Below are 24,560 nucleotides of genomic sequence, written 5' to 3'. Positions count from 1 at the left end.
ACTATTGAAATGAAAAACCTAATAAATCAGTCTATAAATCGTTTTGCTTATGATTTTTCTAGCATTAATCAATTGAAACGTAATGCTGTTAGTGGTTCAACTGACAGCATCAAACAAGTTGCCGATCAGTTTGAAACACTATTTGTAAATATGATGATGCAATCTATGCGCAAAGCGGTACCCAATGGCGGTTTATTTAATCAATCAGCAATGCAATTATTTACCTCTATGTTTGATCAACAAATTGCTCAACAAGCAGCAGGTAAAGGTTTAGGGCTATCTAATGTTATTGTTAAACAATTAACTAATCAGCCACATTCTACGCTTAATATTCATTCACAAGCTCAAGCGAATAATAATCAAACCAATATGCGATTGGCACAATCTTTATTTAGTGATAATTCATCCAATTTATCGCCAGCAGCATTAGGGCAAATGCTTTATCAACAGCATAAAGCCAACAATTTAACCAAAGCCAATGTTAATGAATCAACCTTGCCAACTTCGCTCAACAAAGTTGATAAAGACCATATTAGCCAATTTGTCGTCGAATGGTTTGAGCCAGCAAAGCAGGCATCGAAAATATCTGGCATCCCTTATGAAGTCATTATTGCTCAAGCAGCTTTAGAAACAGGTTGGGGTAAAAAACAGATAAAAACGGCTGATAATAAGCCGAGTCATAACTATTTCGGTATAAAAGCAACCTCATCATGGCAAGGTGATTCAACTCGGTTAACTACTCAAGAATTCTTAAATAACAATATGGTTAAAATTAAAGATGAATTTAGGGTATACAACAGTAAACAACATGCATTAACTGATTACCTTAATTTATTAACCAAAAGCCCACGTTATCGTGCCGTAGTTAATGCTCCCGATGCTAGAACAGCAGCCAAAGCACTACAAGACGCACACTATGCAACTGATCCTAACTATAGCGAGAAACTGATCCAAATTATTGGTCGGATCGAGCAAATTGCCAAAAATACACCGCAAAAATCAATATCTGGATTTAGACAAATTGCCTTTAAATAGTGCTTAAATAAATATAGCTGTTAAATAAATTACATTATCATCACAGCCAAAAAGTAGACCAAACTCTGCGCTATAGTCAATAAATAACTAATAATGCGTTAGTTGCACATATCGAGATCACCTATAATCACGTTTCTCACCCTTTGGCAAATAGCTGGTCATCAGCATAGCAATATAAAAAACAGTATGACAATAAAATGATAATAGTAAGAAATTTGATAATCAGGAGGTTGTAACCCCCTGTTTGTTAGATGAATAGTCATGTTTAGGATGTGTAAAAATTAATAATAGATTATTTCATTTGAAATAATGACATGTTTTGCATGTTCATAAATGTATATTGTGCTGCTTGTAAATTTGCTTGTAGCATCACATAATCTGAAATCGCTTCATACCAATCAACATCTTCAATTTGACTAATTTGCGTTTCAAAATCAATATCTAAGGTTTTACCCTGTGCGGTTAATCTTTCGACTTCAGCCAATACATTTCCGCCTGCAGCTCTAACGGTCGAGATGTTTTCAAATGAGTTATCAACACCTTGACTGGCTTTAGATAAACCTAATCGAAACTGTTCAATAGCTTCAGGATCATTATCATCTAAACCAATTTGCAATGCCGCTATGGCATAATCGATACTCGCAAAGACATCACTTTCTACTTCTGTATTGGCGCCTGTCATAAAAATCTGTTGGCCAGTAAAACTTAGCGATACTTCACGGGTATCATCGATGAAAACATTAATCGTGGTTGAACCACCGACATAATTCACTTTACCGCTTTCATCAACCACAAAAGGAGGGGTATCATTTTTATTACCAGCAAACAGATAATTACCATTGGTATCTTTAGCATTGGCTAACGAAATTAACTGATCTTTTAATCCTTGTAGCTTATTAGCTAAATCTTGTCTGTTTTCATCATTTAACGTCTCATTACCAGCATAAACTAAAGTTTCTTGGATTGATTGAATCACAGTATTCGCTTCTTTTAATACCGTATCTTGCCGACTTAATGATTTATCAACACTATCTCGCGCTGCTTGAAATTGGTTATTTCTTGATTGAGCTTGCTTTAAAATTAATGTTTGTGAAGCACCCATCGGATCATCTGAAGGTGATAATATTTTCTTGCCGGTTGCCAAATGTAATCCTGACTTTTGCCACTTGGTATTGGTATTTAAAATACTATTTAGATTTTTTTGATACATTGAATGAGTACTAAGTCGCATGTTTAAATCCTTTTATTATTTGGCCAAACCTAAAATGGTATCAAATATTGTCGTTGCCACATCAATAACTTTGGCATTTGCTTGGTAATATTGCATATAAACTTGCATAGAAATATATTCTTCTTCGATATTCACACCAGAGATAGATTGATTCTGTTCATAAATTTCTTGAGTGATATTTTGGCTCGATTGCGCTGAAATTTTAGCTGTCTGCGTCTCACTACCTATATAACTAACTAATGATGTATATGCACTATTTAAAGTTTTAGTCCCATTAACTAGTTTTTCATTTTGTATATCAAGTAGTTTTGCCACATTTCGATTATCACCACTACCATTTTCATCATCGTTAATACCGGTAGCGAGTTTATTTACATCTTTAACCAGTAACTGTAATGATGAGGCTACATCGGCAACAGGTTTAAGTAAAAAGCTATCACCAGCAACCGCATTGCCAGTAATTTCAATCGATAAGCCGTCAAACACTAACTTACCATCGCTAACTTGTGGGGTAATTTGTTGATTATCTGATAATCTGGTTACTACCCAATCATTGCCATTGAACTCTATTTTATAATCAGAAGCTTTGACTTCTGTTACCGAGTTATAATCCATTTTAACGGTAGCATTACCTTGATTTTGGCTATTAGCAATACTAGTTGGTTTGTGATAATCAAATAGTTTTTCGCCAGGATCGCCATTAACATCAACGCCAGACGTATGAACTTCATTAAAGCGCTCAGCTAAATTTAACGCCAGCAACCCTAATTGATTGCGAGCTTCAAGGAGTGGTCCATCACGAAAAGCTAATAATCCATTTAATCGGCCTGATGCGATATTTTGACTTGTCAGTTCTTGTGTCGCACCAGAATTATGGGTGTAAATAATCGTATTTAAGGCAGGATCAGAGGCCGAAGGCTGCACCGCTAACTGATTTGTCGATGCGCCTTGTACTAAGCTTAAACCATTGCTAAGCGAAATATTATATTGGCCATTTTGCTCGCTAACAGTTATACCAATCAGTTCGCTTAATTCAGTTACCAATTGATCTCGTTCATCTAGTAAAGAATTAGGTTCATGACCACCACTGACAGCCTGTAATTTGGCAATTTTTTGATTGAGATCGGCAATTTGTTGGGTATAAGTATTAACTTTATCTATGTTATTTGTCAGTTCAGTATTGATATTGGCAATCTGATTTTTTAAATTCAATTCCGTTTTATTGAACTGGCTGACTAAAGAGGTAAGATCACTAATCACTGTCTGTTTCGTTGCTGCATCACCCGCATTGGAAGAGAGCTTATTTAAGCTAGCAAACAGATTATTTAATTGTGAGGAAATACTGTTTTCGTTTTCAGCTAGTAAATTATCGACTTTTGATAATTCATTGTAATAGGCTTTTATCGAACCATTTTGCGATTGTGATTGGCGTAATTGACCAACCACAAAACTGTTATATGCGCGGTTAACTGATGATACCGCAACACCATTACCTACAAAGCCAAAATTATACTTAGTGCCGTTTGCTTGACGCAAAATTTGCTGCTGGCGATTATAACCAACTGTATGTGCATTACTAATATTATTGCTAATCACATTAAGCATATTTTGTGCTGTATTTAATCCACTAATACCGGTATTCATCAATGAATTTGACATAAAGGCTCCTAAATATAATCTCAGTTAATAATAAAATTATTAAACTAAAGTGTTATTATTTATATCGGCCTACAATTTAAAAACTTTAGTTATTTTTAGATAAAAATGGATTTTTTTTGATTTTAATTTTTTAACCAGCTTAATCTGAGTATTTATGTTGATATTATTCTGATTTAATTTGTTTGGCCTGTTTTAAAAAATCGATGCCAGTCATGGTATTTTCATCTTCAATATACTGATGTGCTGATTTGTTCAAAATTAAAATACTAATACGACGATTGGCATCTTTGCTGTAATTTGGGTTATTTAATCCCACCGTATCGGCTAAACCAATAATACGAATGATTTTATTGGAATCTAATCCACCAGCTATCAACTCTCTTCTTGATGAGTTTGCTCTATCTGCGGATAACTCCCAGTTACTATAACCACGATCGCCGGTTATATACTGACGCTCATCAGTATGACCAGATAACGTCATTTTATTAGGTAACGAATTTATGATTGGCGCTAAAGCATACAAAATTTCTTGCATATTAGGATGAATAACCGCACTACCAACATCAAACATCGGTTTATCATCGGTGGCTAAAATCTGAATTCTTAGCCCCATTTCTGTTAGTTCAACAATAAGATTAGCGGCTAATTTCTGCAATCGAGGATCAAGTTCAAATACTTCATATATTTTATTCGCTGTATCAATTAATTGCTTTTTTTCATCTTGATTCAAATCAGACTCGACATTCAATATGGTATTTTTATCTTCACCTACATTTTTAGATACATCATCGCCACCACCCGGTATCGGACTTTCACTATCACTGATATTTTTGCCACCATTTTGACCTAATATCAATGGTGTTCTAAAGTATTCAGCAATGCCTTGTAACTCTTGTGGACTGGACTTAGCAATTAACCACATGACGAGAAATAGCGCCATCATCGCCGTCATAAAGTCAGCATAAGCAATCTTCCATGATCCACCATGATGGCCACCGCCATGACCGGATTTCTTTTTAGAAATAATTATTCTTACTGACTTCTTTTTCATTATTCATTATTTTCTGTTGGGTTAGCGTTTTTATCTTTCACTTCTTGAATATATTTTTCTAATTCAAAGAAAGATGGCCGTTCGTGGGAAAAAATTGTTTTGCGACCAAACTCAATACAAATTTGCGGAGCATAATCATGCATACTGGCAATAAGAATCACTTTAGTACATTCTAAAATTTTTACTGTATCGGCATTTTTTTGCCTTAATAATGCTGCTAAAGGCGACACAAAACCATAAGCAAGTAAAATACCTAAAAAGGTACCAACCATAGCATGGGCAATAAGCTCACCCAATTCGCTAGCTGGTCGGTCAGCTTGTGCTAAGGTGTTAATAACCCCCATAACTGCTGCCACAATACCAAAAGCGGGTAAACCATCACCGACGCTAGCAATAGCATCAGCTGGTTTTTCAAGTTCATGAGTATAGGTTTCTATTTCCTCATTCATTAGTGCTTCGATTTCATATACTTCCATATTGCCACTGATCATCAAACGTAAATAATCAGTGATAAAATCACAAACTTGCGGATTGGCTAAAATAAGTGGGTATTTTTTAAATAACTCACTCTCCTTGGGATTATCGATATCTTCTTCAATCGATAAGCCACCACTTTGACGCACTTTAGTTAATATGGTGTACATTAAATTAATTAATGTTAAATAAAGTGTTTTATTATATTTTGAGGTTTTAAATAAATTACCTAGCGATTTAAGTGTCGCTTTGATAACTTTCTTTTCATTACTGACAATGAAAGCACCAATAGCTGTCCCACCAATAATGAGAAACTCTAATGGCTGAAAAAGTACCGCCAAATACCCGCCACTTAGCACATAGCCGACTAAGGCTGAAGCGATAACCACAATATATCCTATAATTATTAGCATTGGCTTTCCTTTATCTCCATAAAATATAACTAACTCTGTTTTACAGCTTAATGTTTACTTAAATTGTTACCTGATTTGCTGTGACTAAATTAAATGCATTTGGTATTGATAAAACTTGTAAACATTTGGCATGACTCTCTTTATGTGTTTTATTATTTTTTTCTGCTCTTGATGGTGGCTGGCATAAACTGCACACAAAGCTATTATGCGGTTGATAAGCATGGGTAATAAATCGCCCTTTGCACTCCTTGCAACTTGACTGCTGCATAACATTACTTTCAACAAATTTAACTAAAATCCATGCTCGGGTTAATCCTAAAATAGGCTCTTCATCTTGAGGAAAGGAACACTGTTCTAAATAGAGTTGATAGGCTTTTAAAATGGCCTGAACACCAGGTTTAATGCCATTTTTAACTAAAAAATGGTAAGCATTATAAAACATACTTGAGTGAATATTGGGCTCCCAAGTCATAAACCACGTAGTTGAAAAGGGAAGTAAACCTTTAGGAGGAGGACATCCTTGAATTTCTTTATATAATTTAATTAATTTACCACGGCTTAAATTGGTTTCACTTTCTAACATTTGGATTCTAGCGCCGAGTGAAATTAATCGAATAGCTAATTGAACTTCTTTATACTTTTGAATAATACTTGTGCTACTCATCTTTATCATCTACCTACTTATTAATTGAATCTAAAAGTAAGCTTGATAGAAGGATCCCTGTATGCATCTGCTTTATATCACTAACGCGAGATTCCTCAGTTAATTTTTCCATCATTGCCGAATTTTTAAATCTAAATTGAAATGTTAATTGATTGGTTTCAGATAGAACCAACATTTGAGAAGCACTTAAATTACTCAAGATATCAGCTGTTTTTTCATCAATTCCTAATCGATACATCGCCATCACTTTATCTTTTTCAAGCATCTTTTGACTTAATAAAAGCGTTGAAAGATTTAAATGATGAATACATTTCAAAATATCGTCATCTTGTATATTTCCCAATTTAACCACCACAATCCATATCTGTTTGCGCTCGCATAAAAAAAACGCAAAATTAATAAAATACAACTAACACTACTTTTTTAAACTTAAAGTTACATTTTTAAACTCGAAAGGTCAATAAAAAAATCATTTCAATTTATTTTCGATTTATTTTTCCATGTTTTACTGTTTTAATTCTTTTTTTTATAAAACAATTTTACTTTGTATTCGTTTAATTGCTTGGCTATGTAATTGACTTACTCGAGATTCGCTAATATCCAACACTTTTCCAATCTCTTTTAAATTTAATTCTTCTTGATAATAGAGAGCTAAAACCATTTTTTCTTTTTCTGGTAAGTTACCAATTTGTTGAACAATAATATTGCGAATTTCATCATTAATAATGGAAGCGAAAGGATTGTTATCGGCGTCAGGCTCAATTAACGCATCCAAATTATCGCCGAGTTTTTTGTGAATCTCATCATAAGAACAGATTTGGCTATAATTTGAATCTAATAATACTTTGTGATATTCAGTCAGAGATAATTGCAGATGAGCAGCAATCTGCTGATCATTGGGAGGTATGCCTAATTTTTGTTCTAATTCATTAATAGCATTAGTGACATCTTTAATTTTTTTCCGTGTTTGCCGTGGTAACCAATCTCGACTACGCAATTCATCTAGCATAGCCCCTTTTATTCTCGGAGTAGCAAAGGTAGTAAAAGTATAACCTTGAGATGCATCATAGCGTTTTATAGACTCTAATAAACCTATATAACCAACTTGCAGTAAGTCATCAAGTTCAATCGTTGTTGGCAATCGAACAGCTAATTTCAACGCTTCATTACGAACTAAATATAGATATTGTTGCCAATCGATTTGATTCACTACACCTTGAGAGTTATACAGGCTATCACTCATTTTTCTGAACCAATGTAAAAAAATGCTAATGATTATTATGACGATAATTGATTGAATTAATGGCAAGAATAAGATATTAAAAAATAGGTAATTAACATTATTAACAATAGTGGTATTAAAAAATACCACTATTGTTATCGTACAAAATTAGAGTGACCGAAATTCTAGTTATGTACTTGTATTGTTTTATTGTAATAAAGACAATACTGATTGTGGTACTTGGTTAGCTTGTGCTAATACTGAAGTACCTGCTTGTTGTAAGATTTGACCACGAGTCATATTTGATACTTCTTCAGCATAATCTGCATCTTCAATACGGCTACGTGCTGAACTTAAGTTATTTACAGTATTGTTGATGTTAGTTACAGTTGACTCAAAACGATTTTGTACCGCACCAAGCTCACCACGTAATTCATCAATTTTTGATAATGCCGCATCAATTGTTTTTAATGGATCTGCGGTTGGCGCATCTGATACATTAAAACTAGCTAAACCTAATTTGTCGCTGTCAATTTGTTTTAAATTGATAGCAATGATTTCACCATCATTTGCACCAACTTGAATGTTAAGGGTTTTGTCTTCTGATAATACTTTAGTACCATTGAAGTCAGTTTGTGCTGATACACGGTCGATCTCTTGTAAACGTTGATCGATTTCATTTTGGATTGATACAAGATCGCTTTCAGAGTTAGTACCGTTTGCTGCTTGAACAGTTAATTCACGAATACGTTGTACGTTATTATTGATTTCGTTTAACGCACCTTCTGTAGTTTGTGCAATTGAAATACCGTCATTGGCATTACGTGCAGCTTGAGTTAAACCACGAATACTAGAAGAAAAACGGTTAGCGATTGCTTGACCAGCGGCATCGTCTTTAGCACTGTTGATACGCATACCAGATGATAGACGCTCAATTGCAGTTCCAAGCACGCTTTGAGAATGATTAAGGTTGTTTCTTGCCATTAAAGACATAGTATTAGTATTAATTACTTGTGCCATTTTTATCTCCTTTAATATGATTAGTTAGATCAACGAGATATTGAAAAACAATTCAATATATATGCTGATGGTTTAGTTATCGGTATTAAAAAAGGAAACTTTAATATTTTTTTGAATTTTTATTTATTGAGGTTAAATAAAGCGGAATAACTAAGTTGTTTGATGAACATGATTAAAGGGCATCATAGATGTTTATATGTGTAGTAATTGAAGTTATGTATCGCTGAATCGACTGGTTGATAGCCTTAATTTGTGGCAACAAAACTTAAGTTTGTCCCCGTTTAATTCATAGCAATATATTTTCTAATCAATCAATAGTAATGATATTGAAAGTTTCACTACACAATTTTAATGTTAGGCAACATAAAGGACAGCTAACAACACTATTGATTGAGATAACTAACTCATTTTTTAATAGATAAAACTGATTATCAATATTCTCATTGCCAAAACCGACTTATTTATTAGTAAAGATAAAAAACTAAAAACAGCTAAACTTTTTACGGTATTGGTCGATAAAACAAGGGATGAAAGAATTTATATTAGGATAATCAATCATGGCAATGAGTATATTAGGAATTGGTTCTGGTATTGATTTAAATGAAGTATTAGATCAATTAGAAGCCGTTGAGAAAAATCGTCTTACACCGATAAAAGCCCAACAAAAAGCAGTTAATAATAAAATAAGCGGTTTTGGTAAATTAAAAAGTGCATTATCAACATTCAACAGCGCAACAGCAAAACTGCAAAAAAAAGAGCTGTTTCAAGCGCGTTTTGCATCTGGTAATGACAACTATTTTACCACTAATGTAAATAGCAAGGCCCAATTAGGTAATTATGCGGTTAGCGTCGAACAACTTGCCACTGCGCATAGTGTTGCCACGAATGCTATAAATGATAAAACATCAACGTTAGGTAATGATAATGAAACCCGTACCCTCACAATAGAACAAGCTAATGGCCAAAAATTAAACATCACGTTAGGCAAAGATGATACATCGCTCGAATCGATTGCTAATGCAATCAATCAAGCTAAGGTGATTAATGAAGATGGTTCAACAAGTGACACAACGGTAAATGCCACTATTGTCCGTTCTGGAACTGATAGCTATCAACTGGTTATCACATCGAAAGAAACTGGTGAACAACAAGCCATTACTTCTATTTCATCCGATGATGATAAACTTAATTCACTAATTGGTTTTAATGCTAATCAAGCTGATTCATCAGCTATGAGTGAAGTAGCTAAAGCGCAAGATGCTAAATTTAGCTTTAATGGTATAACGATTAATAGCTCATCAAATACCGTTAAAGAGGTTATTCCTGGTGTCGATATCACATTAAAAGCAGTCACTACAACAGCGCAAAATTTAACCATCAGCGCTGACAATGACAAAGCTCAAGAAGCCCTTAAAGAGTGGGTTGATGCCTTTAATCAATTACAATCAACCATATCAAGCTTAACGCAATTTACCGCTGGTGATGCCAATTCAGATGAATTAAATAATAGTAATGGCCCACTGATTGGTGATTCAACTCTACGTAATATTGATCAAAGTATTCGCTCTATATTTTCTAAAGGTCAAACAGGAGAATTATCGGTATTAGCACAAATTGGTATCAATATGGATAGTAATGGCAAGCTGGTAATTAAAGAAAACGAATTAGAAAAAAACCTTAAAGAAAACAGTGAAGCAGTCGCCATTTTATTTACTGGTGATGGTGAAACAACTGGCATTGCCAACGAAGTCTTTGCCAAAGTAAGTAGCTTTATTGATAGCGACGGCATGATTGATACGGCAACTAACGGTTTAAATTCTACCTTAAAATCATTAGATAAACGCTATGACCAAGTTAATAACTCTATTGACCAAACTATCGAGCGTTATCGGGTACAATTCACAAAACTAGATATCTTAATCAATGAATTAAATGGTATGAGTAATTATCTTACCACCCAATTTGAAATGATGGCGAATTTGAAAAAATAAGGCATAACAATGTATAAAATGGGATCTCAAGCTTATAAACAAGTTAATTTAGAAACCAGCGTTAGTCAGGCTTCACCTCATCAGCTTATTGTTTTGTTATTTGATGGCGCATTAAATGCTATTCGCTTAGCTGAGTTATATATACAAAAGGGTAATATTGCTGGTAAAGGAAAAGCCATTTCTAAAGCTATTAATATCATTGATAATGGGCTTAAAAGTTGCCTTGATTTAGAGCAAGGCGGTGAAATTGCTGAAAATTTAGATCAGTTATATCAATACATCAGTCAGCAACTGGTTTTCGCTAATCTACATAATGATACGCAAATACTGCAAACTTGTTTTGATCTGCTTAATAATATTGCCCAAGCTTGGCGAGAGATAGCATAGTTATGGATGTAGCAACATTGAATACCAGTCTAGTACTAGAACAATACGAGCAACTTAATTATGTTGTTGAGCAAATGCTAATTAATGCACAACAAGAAAATTGGGAATTATTAATTAGTTGGCAAACTAAATATCAGCAGTTAGCACGTGATATTCAACTCAAAAATGGGTTAACTACTATTGATAATATACCATTATCACAACAAGATATTCTTCAAATGTATATCAATAATATTCTTAGTTATCATGAGCAATTAAAGCAATTAATCCATCTTCGACATAATGAATTAAGCCAATTAATTGGTGAGCAGGTTGATTATCAAGCCAAAATAGATAGCTACCAAACAATCGCCAATTTAGTTTAGATTATTCACAGAGTAGTTAAAAAAAAGAATAAAAATAATTGAGGAACGGGGTTTTTTAGCTATCTTTATCTGCCAAAAACCCCACTCCGCAAACTTTTTTTGATTAATTTTACATCGTTAATGTATACACTTTGCTTGTACTGGTGACTAGCTCACTTCGCAATAACTAAAGCATTTTTAACTTCAAAAATAATCTTATAGCGAGTATCTCGATAGTCGTTGTAATAACAATAGTGGTGAGGTTAAGCCAATTTAGGATAAAAATTGGTGATTAATTAATACTATTTTTTAAACCAAAATATTATCATCTAGTCGATAAGTAACCATCCGATAAAGGTTTAAACATTCATATTCATAATTTCTTGATATGCTGCGACTAATTTATTGCGAACTTGAATACCAAATTGTAAAGAAACTGAAGACTTTTGCATGCTAACCATCACCTCATTTAATGCGATATTGGCTTCACCCATCTCAAATGCTTTGGCTTGCTGGCTAGCGTCTATTTGTGTTTGACTGATTTTATCTAATGCCATTTTTAATTCAGCCATAAAATTTTGTTCACTATGATTAATAGATTGCTTATGTGAAAAATCAAGTTGGGTTAATGTTGTGCTATTAAAGGCATCAATACTATTCATAATAAAGGTCACGGTTATTCGTCTTAATCAAGTTATAACGTAAATTATCATAAAGATAACAATCTAAAAGCGATAACTAAAGGGTAAAGCATATGCTTTTTTAGCTATTGATTTTTTTAAATACACAGATAATAAACCCTAGAATTAATCTAGTCAGTTTAGTGTTAGGATACATATGGATAGCCAGGCAGTTGGTAACAAAGGCGAATCAATATTGAGTAAGTTACCTTTTATTAATCAATTAAAAATAAATCGTAAAATGCTACTCCTTATTGTAGGAGTAATTGTAATAGCAATTAGTAGTATTACTTACTTATGGCTTAAAGACGATAATTATGGCGTATTATTTAGTAATTTGAATGATAAGGATGGCGGTGAAATCATTAGCCAACTTGATAAGTTAAATATTCCCTACAAATTTTCATCCTCTGGCACAACTATCTTAATTCCCCAAAATCAAATTTATCATACTCGTTTACGAATAGCCCAGCAGGGTTTGCCTAAAGGTGGCGCAATTGGTTTTGAACTACTCGACAAAGAAAGTTTTGGCATGAGTCAGTTTAATGAACAAATCAACTATCAACGAGCATTAGAAGGCGAACTATCGAGAACCATTGCAATTATTAGTAGTGTAGATGATGCCAGAGTGCATTTAGCAATGCCTAAACCCTCTTTATTTGTTCGAGAAAGAAAATTCCCTTCCGCCTCTGTTGCACTAACTTTATTACCAGGTCGAGCTTTATCTCAAGGTCAAATTGACGCCATCATTCATTTAATTTCTAGTAGTGTGCCAGAATTACAAGCGGATAAGGTGACGATTATTGATCAAAAAGGCAATTTATTAACCGGTGAAAGATACCGTGACAGTAACGTTAATATTGCCCAATTAGAATATAGTGAACGCATTGAAAATCTAGTTCGAGAACGAGTAGAAAAAATTATTATCCCTATTTTGGGACAACAAAATGTTAAGGTACAAGTGAATGCGGATATCGATTTTAGTCGGCAAGAGTCAACATCAGAAATTTATGATCCCAATAGCGATGCCAGCAACCAAACTATTCGTAGTAAGCAACAAATTGAAAATAGCCAATTAGCATCAAGCAATATTATCGGTGGTGTGCCGGGCGCATTATCTAATCAACCGGTACCAACGCCTAGTGCACCAATTGATGGTGAGAGCGATAGCAAAGATAAAGACGATAAACAAAAAATGTATCATTTACAGTCAAATAAAACATTGAACTTTGAAGTTAATCGTCAAGTTATTCATAGCAAAATCCCTGAAGGTCGTATCAAGCGTTTATCTGTCGCTGTTTTAGTTAATTATAAATTTATTTCAGCCGATGAAATCACATCGGCAAATGAAGAAAATTCAGAACAGGAAGCTGTTGAAAAATGGGTAAAACTAGATCAAGAGGAACTGACCCATATTGAAGCGCTTGCCCGTCAAGCAATGGGGTTTTCTGACTTGCGTGGTGATTCATTAACAGTGGCTAATTTGAAATTTACCGATCAAATTGAAGATGAAAATGCCGCCATTGTCTTTTTACAAAAACATGAAGTTTTCGACATGCTGAAAGTCGCAATTAAATATCTGATTTATATTTTAATAATCTGGTTTGCATGGCGCAAAGTATTACGCTCGATATGGATTAAAATTCAAAGACAATATCTTAATACTGATAACAGATCATCTGATGGCACAATGGCTAGTGAAGATAAGCTTGATTACAAAGCACACAGTAAACTGCAACAGAAGATTTTTGAAGATAATATGCAACAACAGCAATACATCCGCAAAATTGTCGAGAAAGATCCTCGTGTAATGGCTCTGATTATACGTGGTTGGATGAACAAAAAGGACACCGAGTAATGAATTTAACTGAAGCGCAAAAAGCAGCGACAATTTTAATGATTTTAGGTGAAGAATTAGCAGCCAAAGTAATGCAATTTTTAAACCACAAAGAGGTACAAAAAATTAGTAGTGCCATGATGGGATTGCCACAATTAACTCAAGAACAACTGAAAAATATTCTTAATGAGTGTCAAAATACTCTTGATGATTGTGCAGTATTAAATACAGATACCAATGGCTATTTAAGAAAAGTTCTAGAAAAATCAATTGGTAGTGATAAAGCTAACCGATTACTTGATGAACTATTAGATACCGATATCGAAGATACCACTGATGGTTTAAAAATGCTTAACTTTGTCGATGCTGCACGCGCGGTTGATTTAGTTAAAAAAGAACATCCACAAATTATCGCCACCATTTTAGTACATTTAAATCGCGATTTAGCTGCTGAGATTTTAAATTTATTTGATGACCAATTACGTAATGACGTCATGCTACGTATTGCAACTTTCGGTGGTGTAGAGCCATCAGCATTAGAAGTGTTATCGACATCATTATCAACCTTACTACATGGACAAAATATTAAACTTAATAACATGGGTGGCATCCGCACCGCAGCAGAAATTATCAATCTGATGAAATCACAACAAGAAGAATTGGTTATCAATGCATTACGAGATTATGACAATGAGCTTGCTCAAAAAATCATTGATGAAATGTTCCTATTTGAAAATCTGATTGATGTCGATGATAGAAGTATCCAACGTCTACTCAAAGAGGTGGATAATGAAACCTTAATCATCGCCATGAAAGGGGCAACAGAAACGCTACGCGACAAGCTATTAGCAAATATGTCACAACGAGCTGCCTCAATATTACGAGAAGATTTAGAAAACAGACCACCAGTTCGCTTGTCGCAAGTCGAAACCGAACAGAAGAAAATTTTGGTTATTGCACGGCGCTTAGCAGAAACTGGTGAGATGATCTTAACAAGTGGTGATGATGAATATGTATAATCATACTAATAGTGTAAGTTGGAAACCATTTCATTTCCAAGATTTGGCACTTAGCGAATTATCACCATTAACCAGCCAGCAACAGCCAGAAGAGTTGGAAGAATTTGCGCCACCATTAGAGCCAGATAGCCACGATGATCAAGATGAAGACTCTTTTGATATTAATAGCCCGACAATATTGCTAGAACTCGAAAATATTAAACAACAAGCAAGAGATGAAGCATACCAAGAAGGCTTTAATTTAGGTAAAGAAGAAGGTTTCAATATTGGCAAACAGACTGGCTATGAGCAAGGATTCACTCTCGGTCACCAAGAAGGGCTGGACACAATAGAACACCAGTTAACGGCAGAAAAACTAACTAGCATAAATGCCATCAAAAATTTAGCAATCAGCTTTCAACAATCGATTAGCCAAATTGATGAGAAAATTGTACCAAAGCTATTTGACTTAGCTTTACTTGCTGCCGAAAAAACAGTTGGTTCATTATCAAAAGTAAAACAAAAACAATTATTACATATTATAAAATCATTAATTGAACAAAATACAATTGTTAACCCACCAATTGTAGTACGAATCAATCCAACAGACTTGTTATGGCTTGAACCACAACTGAATAATGAGTTGCAACCACAGCAATGGCAGTTTATAGCCGATGCCAATATCGAATTAGGGGGTTGCAAAATATTTACCCAAACCAATGAGATCGACGCCAGTGTAACCCATCATTGGCAAATCATCTCAGATAATGTACATGGAGTTGAACATTAAGGTGGACTTTTGTAGGCAATGGATGACTAAAATTGATTGTGCGCAACAAAAATTACAGTCAACATCGTTAATCCGTCAATATGGTCGCTTAGTTAAAGCTTCGGGCTTGGTTTTAGAGGCCGTGGGCTTAAAATTACCTTTAGGTTCTAACTGCTTTGTCGAACGGCAATTAGATGGAAAAGTACAAGCCGTTGAGTGTGAAGTTATTGGTTTTAATGGTAAAACCTTATATTTGATGCCATTTGAATCAACCGATGGCATATTACTTGATGCCAGAGTATATACCTCACAATATGATTTAACCCATTTTAGCCATAAAGTTTTACCTATTGGTACAGGGTTATTAGGACGAATAGTTGATGCAATGGGCAAACCATTGGATGGCAAACCTTTACCAGAAAATATTGAATATGAAGGATTAATCAATAAATCACTAAACCCTCTGACTCGCACACCTATTCATCAAGTATTAGATGTCGGCATTCGTGCTATCAATGCATTATTAACCGTTGGCCAAGGTCAACGAATGGGGCTTTTTGCCGGTTCTGGTGTTGGTAAAAGTGTACTACTTGGCATGATGGCTAGGTATACCAAAGCTGATATTATTGTAGTTGGTCTGATTGGCGAACGAGGCAGGGAAGTAAAAGATTTTATCGAAAATATCCTTGGTGAAGAAGGCTTAGCGCGTTCAGTAGTTGTCGCGGCACCAGCCGATGTATCGCCATTATTACGTCTACAAGGTGCAGCTTATGCCACAAAAATTGCCGAAAATTTTCGTGATCAAGGGTTTAATGTATTACTGATCATGGATTCACTAACCCGTTATGCCATGGCACAACGGGAAATAGCCTTAGCCATCGGTGAACCGCCGGCAACCAAAGGTTATCCACCATCAGTATTTGCAAAATTGCCAGCATTAGTTGAAAGAGCAGGTAATGATGCCAAAGGAAAAGGTGCAATTACTGCTTTTTATACTGTATTAACCGAAGGTGACGACCAACAAGATCCTATTGCTGATTCAGCAAGGGCAATTCTTGATGGTCATATAGTGTTATCACGTTCACTAGCTGAATCGGGGCATTATCCAGCCATTGATATCGAAGCGTCAATCAGTCGTGTAATGACCGATCTTACCCCGCCAGAAAATGAAAAAAAATCACGGTTATTTAAACAATTATTTTCAAGTTTCCAGCGCAATCGGGACTTGATTAATGTTGGTGCTTACGTAGCTGGAACCGATCCATTATTAGATAAAGCTATCTCACTTTTTCCAGCTATGCAGCAATTTTTACAACAAGGAATCAATGAGCATTGTAGTTATCAAGACGCTTATCAACAATTAATCAATATTGTTGCTGCTCGCTGATAAATTAGGAAAGAATTATGGCCAATCAACATCATGGTAAATTTGCATTTATAACGTTAAAAAAGCTCGCTGAAAAAGCAGTTGATGAAAAATTGATTAAATTAAAACATGCACACGAAAATAAACGTAATGCACAATCACAACTAAATGTATTAAATGATTATTATCACGAGTACCAACAACGGCTAAATAATGCTTTATCCAGTGGCATTAAGGGATCGGAATTAAATAATTTTAATGCTTTTATTACAGCTATTGAACAAGGTATAGCTCAACAAAAAAAACTACTATTAACTTTAGATATAAAACAAAAGCAGATCACCAATGAGCTTAATCAATCACAAAAAAGCCTAAATACTTATACTACATTATTAGATAAACAACATAAAAAACTGTTACTACAACAGAGTCGTTTACAACAAAAATTAACCGATGAATTTGCTCAGCAGCAGATAGCAAGGAGAACATTGAATGAATATTAATCAGTTTAGCGATATTCCATTAATCTCATCTCAACAATTTGAATTGAACGACAACCAGTTATCTATTCTTGATGATGATTTTTTCCAAAAATTATTACAACTTACCGAAAAACAGCAATGGCGAAGTGATAATAATAATCACGTTAATGCTGCAAGCTTAAAAGACAATGAGTTAGAGCAGAAAGAACGAATGGAAAGTGAAGAGTTGTTCATACTATTTTCTATGCCACTCAATCAGCAAGAGGATATACAGCAAAATAGACAATCGGATGCTCAACCGAAAAATCAACCAATATATGAAACTAAACTATTATTAGAAGCTAATCCAACCATGATTGATCCAAAGTTGGATACACAATGTACTGATGATATCAAACAGCGCATCAATATTGATGAAAAAGCTGCCGAAATTATTGCCTCAATTAATTACAGTGAGCAATTAATCAACAAAACCAATAAACCAAATCCTAGTCATTTATTAGCTTGGGAAAATAATCAGCCACAAACGATAAAAAATGCACATTTGAGTATTAATCAAACACAGTCAACAGATACGCTGATAAATAATCATAGCAATGATCATCAAACTGATTTAGCGTCAACTCTGACAGATAAATTGTTTACTACTAATTTGACTAATACACCATCAGAAATGGCTTTATCAATAGATCTAAATGGCCAATCATCGTTATTTAATCCGCCAACCTCTACAACAAATCCAACCATCTTAAACTTAAATTTACCGATGCCCATGGATATTAGTAAGTGGCAAGCGTCTTTAAACGAACAAATTTGTTTGATCAGTAGACAAGGTATTCAAAATGCCGAAATAAAATTAAATCCACAAGAACTAGGTTCATTACATATTAAATTAGCCATGATTGATGACAAAATCGATCTGCACATGGCGGTTGCGCATAATATGGTTAAGGGTGTGTTAGAATCAGCACTCCCCATGTTAAGAACCTCATTGGAACAACAAGGTATCACTTTACAACACACTAACATTAGTGATTTTTCAATGATGAATGATTCTAAACAGTCATCTTCTTATCAACAACCACAACAATTTGAAACAGAACAACTATTAGATGATATCAATCCAATTCAACAAAAAATTGATCATCATACTGAGGTTGTTCAATCAGGATTAAGTATTTTTGCCTAAATAACGGTTATGACAATGTTTATAAAATGATTGATATCTAGGCTTATCGCTGTGTTTAACTTTGATAACTTAATATTAAAAAGGTTGAATAGATAATATTTTTATTGCCTATTCTTCCGATTAATTCTTACGGCATGATTTATTATTTTGGTAATTTTTGGTTATTTAAATAGCTACAAATCTTTCGTTAATTTTCATTGAGACAATAATAAATATGCAAACCACCAATAAAAAAGTAAGAATTTTAAACCTAATACTTATTCTAATTACCTTACTCGCAATAGGTTCAGCAGCTTATTTATGGTTCGAAAATCAAGCTAAAAATACGACGCACACTCATCAAGAACCTCAAGTTTCATCACCAGTTTTTTTAACCTTAAAACCATTTACCATTACATTACCACCTTCTGAAGATAATTTAGATATCAATAAAATTCTATATGTTGGTATGGTGTTACGTGTCGAAGATGAAGATCAAAAAACGGTATTATTAGAATATTTGCCTGAAGTAAGAAGTGATGTATTGCTGTTAACCTCAAAACAATATGTCAATAATTTGAAAAAAGAGTCTGGCAAACTCGAATTACAAGAGCAAATAAAAACAGCATTATCACGTCAATACGATGCCAAACATTCAGTAAAAATTGATGAAGTATTATTCACTGATTTCATTATAAGGTAATTATCATGTCTGATAAGCTTCAATCTACTAGCGATAAAAGTGAATCTTTAACTAAACATTCACCGAATAATGCTGCCAGTATTGAAAAAAATATTGTGCAAAATTATCAATCACAGCAAAGCAAACGGACTGAAGTAAAACCTTATGATATATCAGTTAAACATAGTTTTATCCCTGAAAGACTAACAGCATTAGAAATCATTAATGAACGCTTTGCTCGTCAATTTCGAATTGGTTTATTTAATTTATTACGTCGTAACACGGATGTTATTACCTCGCCAATTGAGCCAAAAACATTTAAAGAGTTTTCGCATATTTCGGCAACGTACCATTTAAATTTAGTTCATCTTAATCCTTTACGGGGAAGCTGCTTATTTTCTTTTTCACCAGAACTGGTATTTATTGTTGTTGATACGCTTTTTGGCGGTGATGGACATACCACCAATATGGAAACGGAAGGACGTGAATTTACTCATACCGAACAAGAAATTATTAGACGAGTATTAGATCTTGCTTTAACTACATATCAAAATTCATGGATTGACGTATACAGTATTGAAACTGAATATATTCGTTCTGAAGTTGAGAGTAAATTTACTAATATCACCAGCTCTCCCGATGATGTTGTGTTAACGTCCACCTTTTTAATTGAAATTGGAAGCTTTAAAGCAACTTTCTGCATATGCATTCCATATACAATGGTTGAACCTATCAAAGAGCTATTAATTAAACCACCGATCGAAAGTCAAACCCATCAAGATGATAATGTCTGGATGAGTTCCCTCACTAGCGGTATTAAACAATCAACGGTTGAGTTAGTCGCTAATTTTACAAATATTCAAACAACTGTTGCCAAATTATTAGCATTAAAAGTAAACGACATTTTAGATATTGAAAAACCAACCAGCCTAGATGCCACTATTGGTGGCGTACCGGTTTTAAAAGGCCAATATGGTAGTGTAAATAAACAATATGCAATTCAAGTAGAGCAAATAAGCAACCCTGTATTAGAACAATTGAATGAAGGAGTGTTCAATGAGTGATATGCCAAATAACAGTGATGATAGCCAAGCAACTAACTTAACTGATGAAGAATCGGTAACGACAGAAGCTATTTTTGAAACCCTTTCTCCCCAACCGTCAAATGTAAAAGAACAAGATATTAATCTTATTTTAGATATTCCGGTTAATTTAAGTGTTGAACTTGGCCGCACCAAAATGGCCATTAAAGATCTATTAAATTTAACTCAAGGCTCAGTTATCGCCTTAGATGGTTTAGCTGGTGAGCCATTAGATATTTTAATTAACGGTTACTTAATTGCGCAAGGCGAGATCGTGGTGGTGGGTGACAATTATGGTGTACGAATTACCGATATTATTACCCCATCAGAACGGGTACGTAGATTAAGTCGTTAATAAACATTAATGAGATAACCATGAGCGAATCAACTATCAACTCCGGTATACAAAACTTTTCGTCTATTCCTGCTGAATCAAGTTTATATAGCCAAATAGGAATAGCCTTTTTTAGTGTCATCACCATTATTTTCGTTTTAATCTGGCTAATAAAACGGTTAGGTTGGCAAAAATCTACTAAGCAATTCATTGATGTTAAAGCAACTTACAATATAAATGCCAAAGATCGCATTATGCTGGTTTATGTTGATCATCAATTACTGGTGGTCGGGGTTACAGCACAACAAATGACTTTACTCCATACTATCAATGAACAACGTACTGAAATGTTATTCGCAGAGCCAGCTGACGTTGAACAACAGTCAAAAAATAATCTGTTCAATCAGATATTAAGATCTGTGTTAAACAGTAAAAAGGTGTGATTAATTGTGCGGTTAAAACTTGTTATTTTATTTAGCTTATTGCTGGCCAGCCAATATAGTTATGCTGAATTATCACCGTTAACAATTGTTACTCAAACCTCACTACCAGAAGGGCAAACTTGGTCATTACCAGTTGAAACTTTAGTTTTTTTAACCCTACTAACTTTTATCCCAATTATATTATTATTAATGACGAGTTTTACTCGTATTATTATTGTGTTAGGGCTATTACGTAGTGCTCTTGGTACCCAATCAGCACCACCTAATCAATTAATTTTGGGTATTGCACTATTTATGACATTTTTTATTATGTCACCAACATTGGATAAAATATATCAAGATGCTTATCTTCCCTATTCACAACAACAAATCACTATGCAACAAAGTTTGACGCAGGCAAGCAAACCACTGCGTGAATTTATGTTGAGTCAAACTCGTGAAAGTGATTTAACGCTATTTGTTAATATGTCCCATACTGATGATATTCAAACCCGTGAAGATACCCCGCTACGAGTTTTAGTCCCCGCTTTTGTGGTTAGTGAACTTAAAACCGCTTTTCAAATTGGCTTTACTCTGTTTATTCCTTTTTTAGTCATTGATTTAGTTGTTGCCAGTACATTAATGGCATTAGGGATGATGATGGTACCACCAGCAACAGTATCACTACCTTTTAAAATTATGTTGTTTGTATTAGCTGATGGCTGGCATTTATTGTTAGGTTCATTAGCACAAAGCTTTTTTAATTAACGCCAACAGTAAAGGGATTATATGCCTTCTGAATATATTAGCCATTTTGCCATTCAAGCAATCAAAATTGCCGCATCACTTGCAGGCCCTTTATTACTCGCAGCCTTAGTCACTGGGTTAATTATCAGTTTGTTACAAGCTGCAACCCAAATTAATGAAATGACCTTATCTTTTATTCCTAAGATTTTAGCGGTGGTGTTAGTATTAATCATTTTAGGCCCCTCAATGCTGACAACTATGATCGATTATATCCGTCTGGTTATTACTGATATTCCTAACTTAACTAGTTAACCTTAATGTACTCCTCGATTCACGATCTGTTTAATATTGATTTTTTTGCTTGGGTTCGATCAAGTTTTCTGCCTTTTACCCGTATTTTAGCGCTAATTATGGTCGCACCTATTGTCGGTGAAAAAGAGGTGCCAAATCGGTTAAAAATTGGTTTAGCAGTGCTGATCGTCATTTTATTACCGTTACCAAAGTTAGACGACAACCTTACTCTTTATTCATTACTCGGTATCTGGGTTATTGCCCAGCAAATCATGATTGGCATCATAATCGGTTTTACCATACAACTTACTTTTTTAACGGTAAGATTTGCCGGTGAATTAATTGGTATGCAAATGGGGTTAGGCATGGCGACCTTTTATGATCCTATTGGTGGACCATCTACTTCTGTACTGTCACGTTTAATTAACATTATTGCCTTGTTGATATTTCTCAGCTTAGATGGCCATCTATGGTTACTGTATGGATTAGCTAACAGCTTTGAGATTATTCCTATTAGCGTTTCACCTTTAAAGGCCAACGGTCACTTAGCCTTAATCGAAACAACCGGTCTATTATTTAGTAATGGCGTTATGTTGGCATTACCATTAATGACGTTATTGCTGATTATTAATTTGTCATTAGGGCTATTAAATAGAATTACCCCTCAGTTATCAATTTTTGTAGTTGGCTATCCACTCACCTTATTATGTGGCTTAATGATGTTAAGTTATTTATTTTCCACCTTGCCTTCATTTATTGAATTTATTTTAGAACAGATATTTTCAACCACTTCGCAAATTTTAATCTATCTTGCAACCACCAATAATTAAGCCAATTAAGCTTAATAAAATTCAGGGGTATCTTTTAACAAAAATTTTGAGGAACGGGGTTTTTTAGCCTTAACATTAAAGGTTATTAATCATGTATATAACTAATAGTTGCTTATACGAGATAATAAAAAAACCGCTGTGTAGCTTTGCGTTACACAACGGTTCAAGTTAATTATAACTTAAAAATTAATTAAATAATTTATGGAATTGTAAGCTTATCCAATCCCAAATATTTCCAAAGAAGCCTGCTTCTTCAACATTTTCAAGGGCAACTAAAGGTTGTTCGTTGATCACTTTATCATCTAATAAAAATTGAATTTTACCAACCGCAGCACCTTTGATAATTGGCGCATAGATGTAATCATCAATGGTGTATTGTACTTTAACATCAGCTGAACGGCCTTTTGGCACAGTAATATAAGCACCATTAATAGTCCCTAAATTTACTTTGTTTTGATCGCCATACCAAACTGACTCTGTCACTAATGGCGCATTAGGCTTAACTGGATTAGCCGTTTCAAAGAATCGGAATCCCCAAGTGAGTAATTTTTTACTCTCTTCTTCACGACCTTTAAAGGTTCGGCCACCAAGCACGGCTGAAATTAAACGGGTATTACCATCAACCGCTGATGCAACAAGGTTATAACCAGCAGCATTCGTATGACCGGTTTTAATACCATCTACGTTTAAAGTTGTATCCCAAAGTAAACCATTGCGATTCAATTGTGGTTTAGACAGGTTATAGGTGAACTCTTTTTCTTTATAGATAGCATATTCAGTTGGTAAGTCACGAATCAAAGCTTGACCTAATAGTGCCATATCTTTAGCTGTTGTATACTGTCCTGGCGCATCAAGACCATGTACCGTTTCAAAATGGGTATGTTGCAAACCTATTTTTTTGGCATATTCATTCATTAAATTAACGAAAGCACCCTGACTACCAGCAACATGTTCAGCCATAGCGATACATGCATCATTACCCGATTGAATAATGATACCTTTATTCAAATCAGCAACCGAAACTGTTTTACCAACCTCTAAAAACATCAATGATGAACCTTTTAAAACAGGATTACCGGTTGCCCATGCATCTTTACTCACCAGTACCATATCATCATTTTTAATACGGCCTGATTCTAATGCTTGACCAACAACATAACTTGTCATCATTTTAGTTAAGCTTGCTGGATCGCGTTGTTGTTCAGCATTATATTGCGCTAGGATTTCGCCTGATTTGGCATCGATTAAAATATAGGCTTCTGCATCTAATTGAGGGATAGCTGGAATAGGAAAAGCCATCTCTGCAGAGGCAGAAGAACATATTGCAAGCGCCAATAAGCCAAAAGATAATTTTAATTTCTTTTTCATTTATAAAAATTCC

At 34.4% G+C, this 24,560-nt stretch carries 27 protein-coding genes; 17 read left to right on the top strand and 10 right to left on the bottom strand.

All coding sequences use genetic code 11. From position 1 onward, the window contains the following. Window positions 1–9: 9 nt before the first annotated feature. Complete coding sequence (gene flgJ, locus H3S74_RS08640) at window positions 10–1,035, top strand: flagellar assembly peptidoglycan hydrolase FlgJ (RefSeq protein WP_110448821.1); 1,026 nt, start codon at window positions 10–12, stop codon at window positions 1,033–1,035. 292 nt (window positions 1,036–1,327) lie between these two features. Here the strand turns inward: flgJ and flgL are convergent, their stop codons facing one another. The 8 genes from flgL to H3S74_RS08600 form a co-directional block, all read right to left on the bottom strand. After that, on the bottom strand, window positions 1,328–2,266 hold the full coding sequence (gene flgL, locus H3S74_RS08635) for a flagellar hook-associated protein FlgL (RefSeq protein ID WP_198247679.1): 939 nt from the start codon (window positions 2,264–2,266) through the stop codon (window positions 1,328–1,330). Between the two features lie 15 nt (window positions 2,267–2,281). Then, window positions 2,282–3,925: a flagellar hook-associated protein FlgK gene (gene flgK, locus H3S74_RS08630; RefSeq protein WP_198247678.1), complete on the bottom strand. Its 1,644-nt coding sequence runs from the start codon at window positions 3,923–3,925 to the stop codon at window positions 2,282–2,284. Window positions 3,926–4,088: 163 nt separating this feature from the next. Then, the gene (motB, locus tag H3S74_RS08625; RefSeq protein WP_198247677.1) at window positions 4,089–4,976 is read right to left on the bottom strand and encodes a flagellar motor protein MotB; all 888 of its coding nucleotides are present in this window, start codon (window positions 4,974–4,976) and stop codon (window positions 4,089–4,091) included. Continuing rightward, window positions 4,976–5,863, bottom strand: a complete 888-nt coding sequence (gene motA / locus H3S74_RS08620; protein ID WP_034900975.1) for a flagellar motor stator protein MotA — start codon at window positions 5,861–5,863, stop codon at window positions 4,976–4,978. The genes motB and motA overlap by 1 nt, the downstream gene beginning before the upstream one ends. Window positions 5,864–5,921: 58 nt before the next feature. Then, a complete protein-coding gene (gene flhC, locus H3S74_RS08615; protein ID WP_198201501.1) occupies window positions 5,922–6,527 on the bottom strand; it encodes a flagellar transcriptional regulator FlhC in 606 nt (201 codons plus the stop codon). A gap of 13 nt (window positions 6,528–6,540) precedes the next feature. Further along, the gene (gene flhD / locus H3S74_RS08610; protein ID WP_034901072.1) at window positions 6,541–6,861 is read right to left on the bottom strand and encodes a flagellar transcriptional regulator FlhD; all 321 of its coding nucleotides are present in this window, start codon (window positions 6,859–6,861) and stop codon (window positions 6,541–6,543) included. 192 nt (window positions 6,862–7,053) lie between these two features. Continuing rightward, window positions 7,054–7,770, bottom strand: a complete 717-nt coding sequence (locus H3S74_RS08605; RefSeq protein ID WP_086358410.1) for an RNA polymerase sigma factor FliA — start codon at window positions 7,768–7,770, stop codon at window positions 7,054–7,056. Between the two features lie 186 nt (window positions 7,771–7,956). Beyond that, a complete protein-coding gene (locus tag H3S74_RS08600) occupies window positions 7,957–8,769 on the bottom strand; it encodes a flagellin (RefSeq protein ID WP_034900970.1) in 813 nt (270 codons plus the stop codon). A 557-nt stretch (window positions 8,770–9,326) separates the two neighbouring features. Between H3S74_RS08600 and fliD the strand changes: the two genes are divergently transcribed. From fliD to fliT, 3 genes are read left to right on the top strand one after another with little or no spacing between them, the layout of a single operon-like run. Beyond that, the gene (gene fliD / locus H3S74_RS08595) at window positions 9,327–10,760 is read left to right on the top strand and encodes a flagellar filament capping protein FliD (RefSeq protein WP_198247676.1); all 1,434 of its coding nucleotides are present in this window, start codon (window positions 9,327–9,329) and stop codon (window positions 10,758–10,760) included. A 9-nt stretch (window positions 10,761–10,769) separates the two neighbouring features. After that, entirely contained in the window at window positions 10,770–11,147 is a 378-nt protein-coding gene (fliS, locus tag H3S74_RS08590) for a flagellar export chaperone FliS (RefSeq protein ID WP_086360376.1), read from the top strand. A gap of 17 nt (window positions 11,148–11,164) precedes the next feature. Further along, window positions 11,165–11,512, top strand: a complete 348-nt coding sequence (fliT, locus tag H3S74_RS08585; protein ID WP_181414715.1) for a flagellar protein FliT — start codon at window positions 11,165–11,167, stop codon at window positions 11,510–11,512. A 338-nt stretch (window positions 11,513–11,850) separates the two neighbouring features. Here fliT and fliE read toward each other — a convergent pair whose 3' ends face one another. Then, the gene (gene fliE, locus H3S74_RS08580; RefSeq protein ID WP_034900954.1) at window positions 11,851–12,153 is read right to left on the bottom strand and encodes a flagellar hook-basal body complex protein FliE; all 303 of its coding nucleotides are present in this window, start codon (window positions 12,151–12,153) and stop codon (window positions 11,851–11,853) included. Window positions 12,154–12,328: 175 nt separating this feature from the next. On the opposite strand from fliE, the gene fliF reads away from it, so the two are divergent. From fliF to fliR, 13 genes are all read left to right on the top strand, one after another. Further along, the gene (gene fliF, locus H3S74_RS08575; protein WP_198247675.1) at window positions 12,329–14,029 is read left to right on the top strand and encodes a flagellar basal-body MS-ring/collar protein FliF; all 1,701 of its coding nucleotides are present in this window, start codon (window positions 12,329–12,331) and stop codon (window positions 14,027–14,029) included. Further along, on the top strand, window positions 14,029–15,027 hold the full coding sequence (gene fliG, locus H3S74_RS08570; protein WP_086358416.1) for a flagellar motor switch protein FliG: 999 nt from the start codon (window positions 14,029–14,031) through the stop codon (window positions 15,025–15,027). Before fliF ends, fliG begins: the two co-directional genes overlap by 1 nt. After that, the gene (locus tag H3S74_RS08565; RefSeq protein WP_198247674.1) at window positions 15,020–15,796 is read left to right on the top strand and encodes a FliH/SctL family protein; all 777 of its coding nucleotides are present in this window, start codon (window positions 15,020–15,022) and stop codon (window positions 15,794–15,796) included. Before fliG ends, H3S74_RS08565 begins: the two co-directional genes overlap by 8 nt. 22 nt (window positions 15,797–15,818) lie before the next feature. After that, complete coding sequence (fliI, locus tag H3S74_RS08560; protein ID WP_232354882.1) at window positions 15,819–17,162, top strand: flagellar protein export ATPase FliI; 1,344 nt, start codon at window positions 15,819–15,821, stop codon at window positions 17,160–17,162. A 17-nt stretch (window positions 17,163–17,179) separates the two neighbouring features. After that, on the top strand, window positions 17,180–17,644 hold the full coding sequence (gene fliJ, locus H3S74_RS08555) for a flagellar export protein FliJ (protein ID WP_110448829.1): 465 nt from the start codon (window positions 17,180–17,182) through the stop codon (window positions 17,642–17,644). Then, the gene (locus H3S74_RS08550; RefSeq protein WP_198247672.1) at window positions 17,634–18,812 is read left to right on the top strand and encodes a flagellar hook-length control protein FliK; all 1,179 of its coding nucleotides are present in this window, start codon (window positions 17,634–17,636) and stop codon (window positions 18,810–18,812) included. The genes fliJ and H3S74_RS08550 overlap by 11 nt, the downstream gene beginning before the upstream one ends. A 214-nt stretch (window positions 18,813–19,026) precedes the next feature. After that, window positions 19,027–19,494, top strand: coding sequence for a flagellar basal body-associated FliL family protein (locus H3S74_RS08545; RefSeq protein ID WP_034900941.1), 468 nt, complete (start codon window positions 19,027–19,029; stop codon window positions 19,492–19,494). Between the two features lie 5 nt (window positions 19,495–19,499). Then, window positions 19,500–20,537: a flagellar motor switch protein FliM gene (fliM, locus tag H3S74_RS08540; protein ID WP_198247671.1), complete on the top strand. Its 1,038-nt coding sequence runs from the start codon at window positions 19,500–19,502 to the stop codon at window positions 20,535–20,537. Then, window positions 20,530–20,910 carry a flagellar motor switch protein FliN gene (gene fliN, locus H3S74_RS08535; RefSeq protein WP_034900937.1) on the top strand — a complete coding sequence of 127 codons (381 nt, stop codon included), beginning with the start codon at window positions 20,530–20,532 and terminating at the stop codon, window positions 20,908–20,910. The genes fliM and fliN overlap by 8 nt, the downstream gene beginning before the upstream one ends. Window positions 20,911–20,930: 20 nt before the next feature. Continuing rightward, window positions 20,931–21,332: a flagellar biosynthetic protein FliO gene (locus H3S74_RS08530; RefSeq protein ID WP_110448832.1), complete on the top strand. Its 402-nt coding sequence runs from the start codon at window positions 20,931–20,933 to the stop codon at window positions 21,330–21,332. Between the two features lie 6 nt (window positions 21,333–21,338). Beyond that, the gene (fliP, locus tag H3S74_RS08525; protein ID WP_370547590.1) at window positions 21,339–22,079 is read left to right on the top strand and encodes a flagellar type III secretion system pore protein FliP; all 741 of its coding nucleotides are present in this window, start codon (window positions 21,339–21,341) and stop codon (window positions 22,077–22,079) included. Window positions 22,080–22,100: 21 nt separating this feature from the next. Then, a complete protein-coding gene (gene fliQ / locus H3S74_RS08520; RefSeq protein ID WP_198247670.1) occupies window positions 22,101–22,370 on the top strand; it encodes a flagellar biosynthesis protein FliQ in 270 nt (89 codons plus the stop codon). A gap of 5 nt (window positions 22,371–22,375) precedes the next feature. Then, window positions 22,376–23,179 carry a flagellar biosynthetic protein FliR gene (gene fliR, locus H3S74_RS08515; protein ID WP_198247669.1) on the top strand — a complete coding sequence of 268 codons (804 nt, stop codon included), beginning with the start codon at window positions 22,376–22,378 and terminating at the stop codon, window positions 23,177–23,179. Between the two features lie 186 nt (window positions 23,180–23,365). On the opposite strand, the gene H3S74_RS08510 is transcribed toward fliR, so the two are convergent. After that, a complete protein-coding gene (locus H3S74_RS08510) occupies window positions 23,366–24,547 on the bottom strand; it encodes a serine hydrolase (protein ID WP_198222506.1) in 1,182 nt (393 codons plus the stop codon). Between the last annotated feature and the right edge of the window lie 13 nt (window positions 24,548–24,560).

It is taken from the genome of Gilliamella sp. W8126 (genome assembly GCF_016102185.1).
Classification (GTDB): domain Bacteria; phylum Pseudomonadota; class Gammaproteobacteria; order Enterobacterales; family Orbaceae; genus Gilliamella; species Gilliamella apis_A.
Note: the sequence above shows the minus strand (reverse complement) of the source record. Positions and strands in the feature narration are given on the sequence as shown.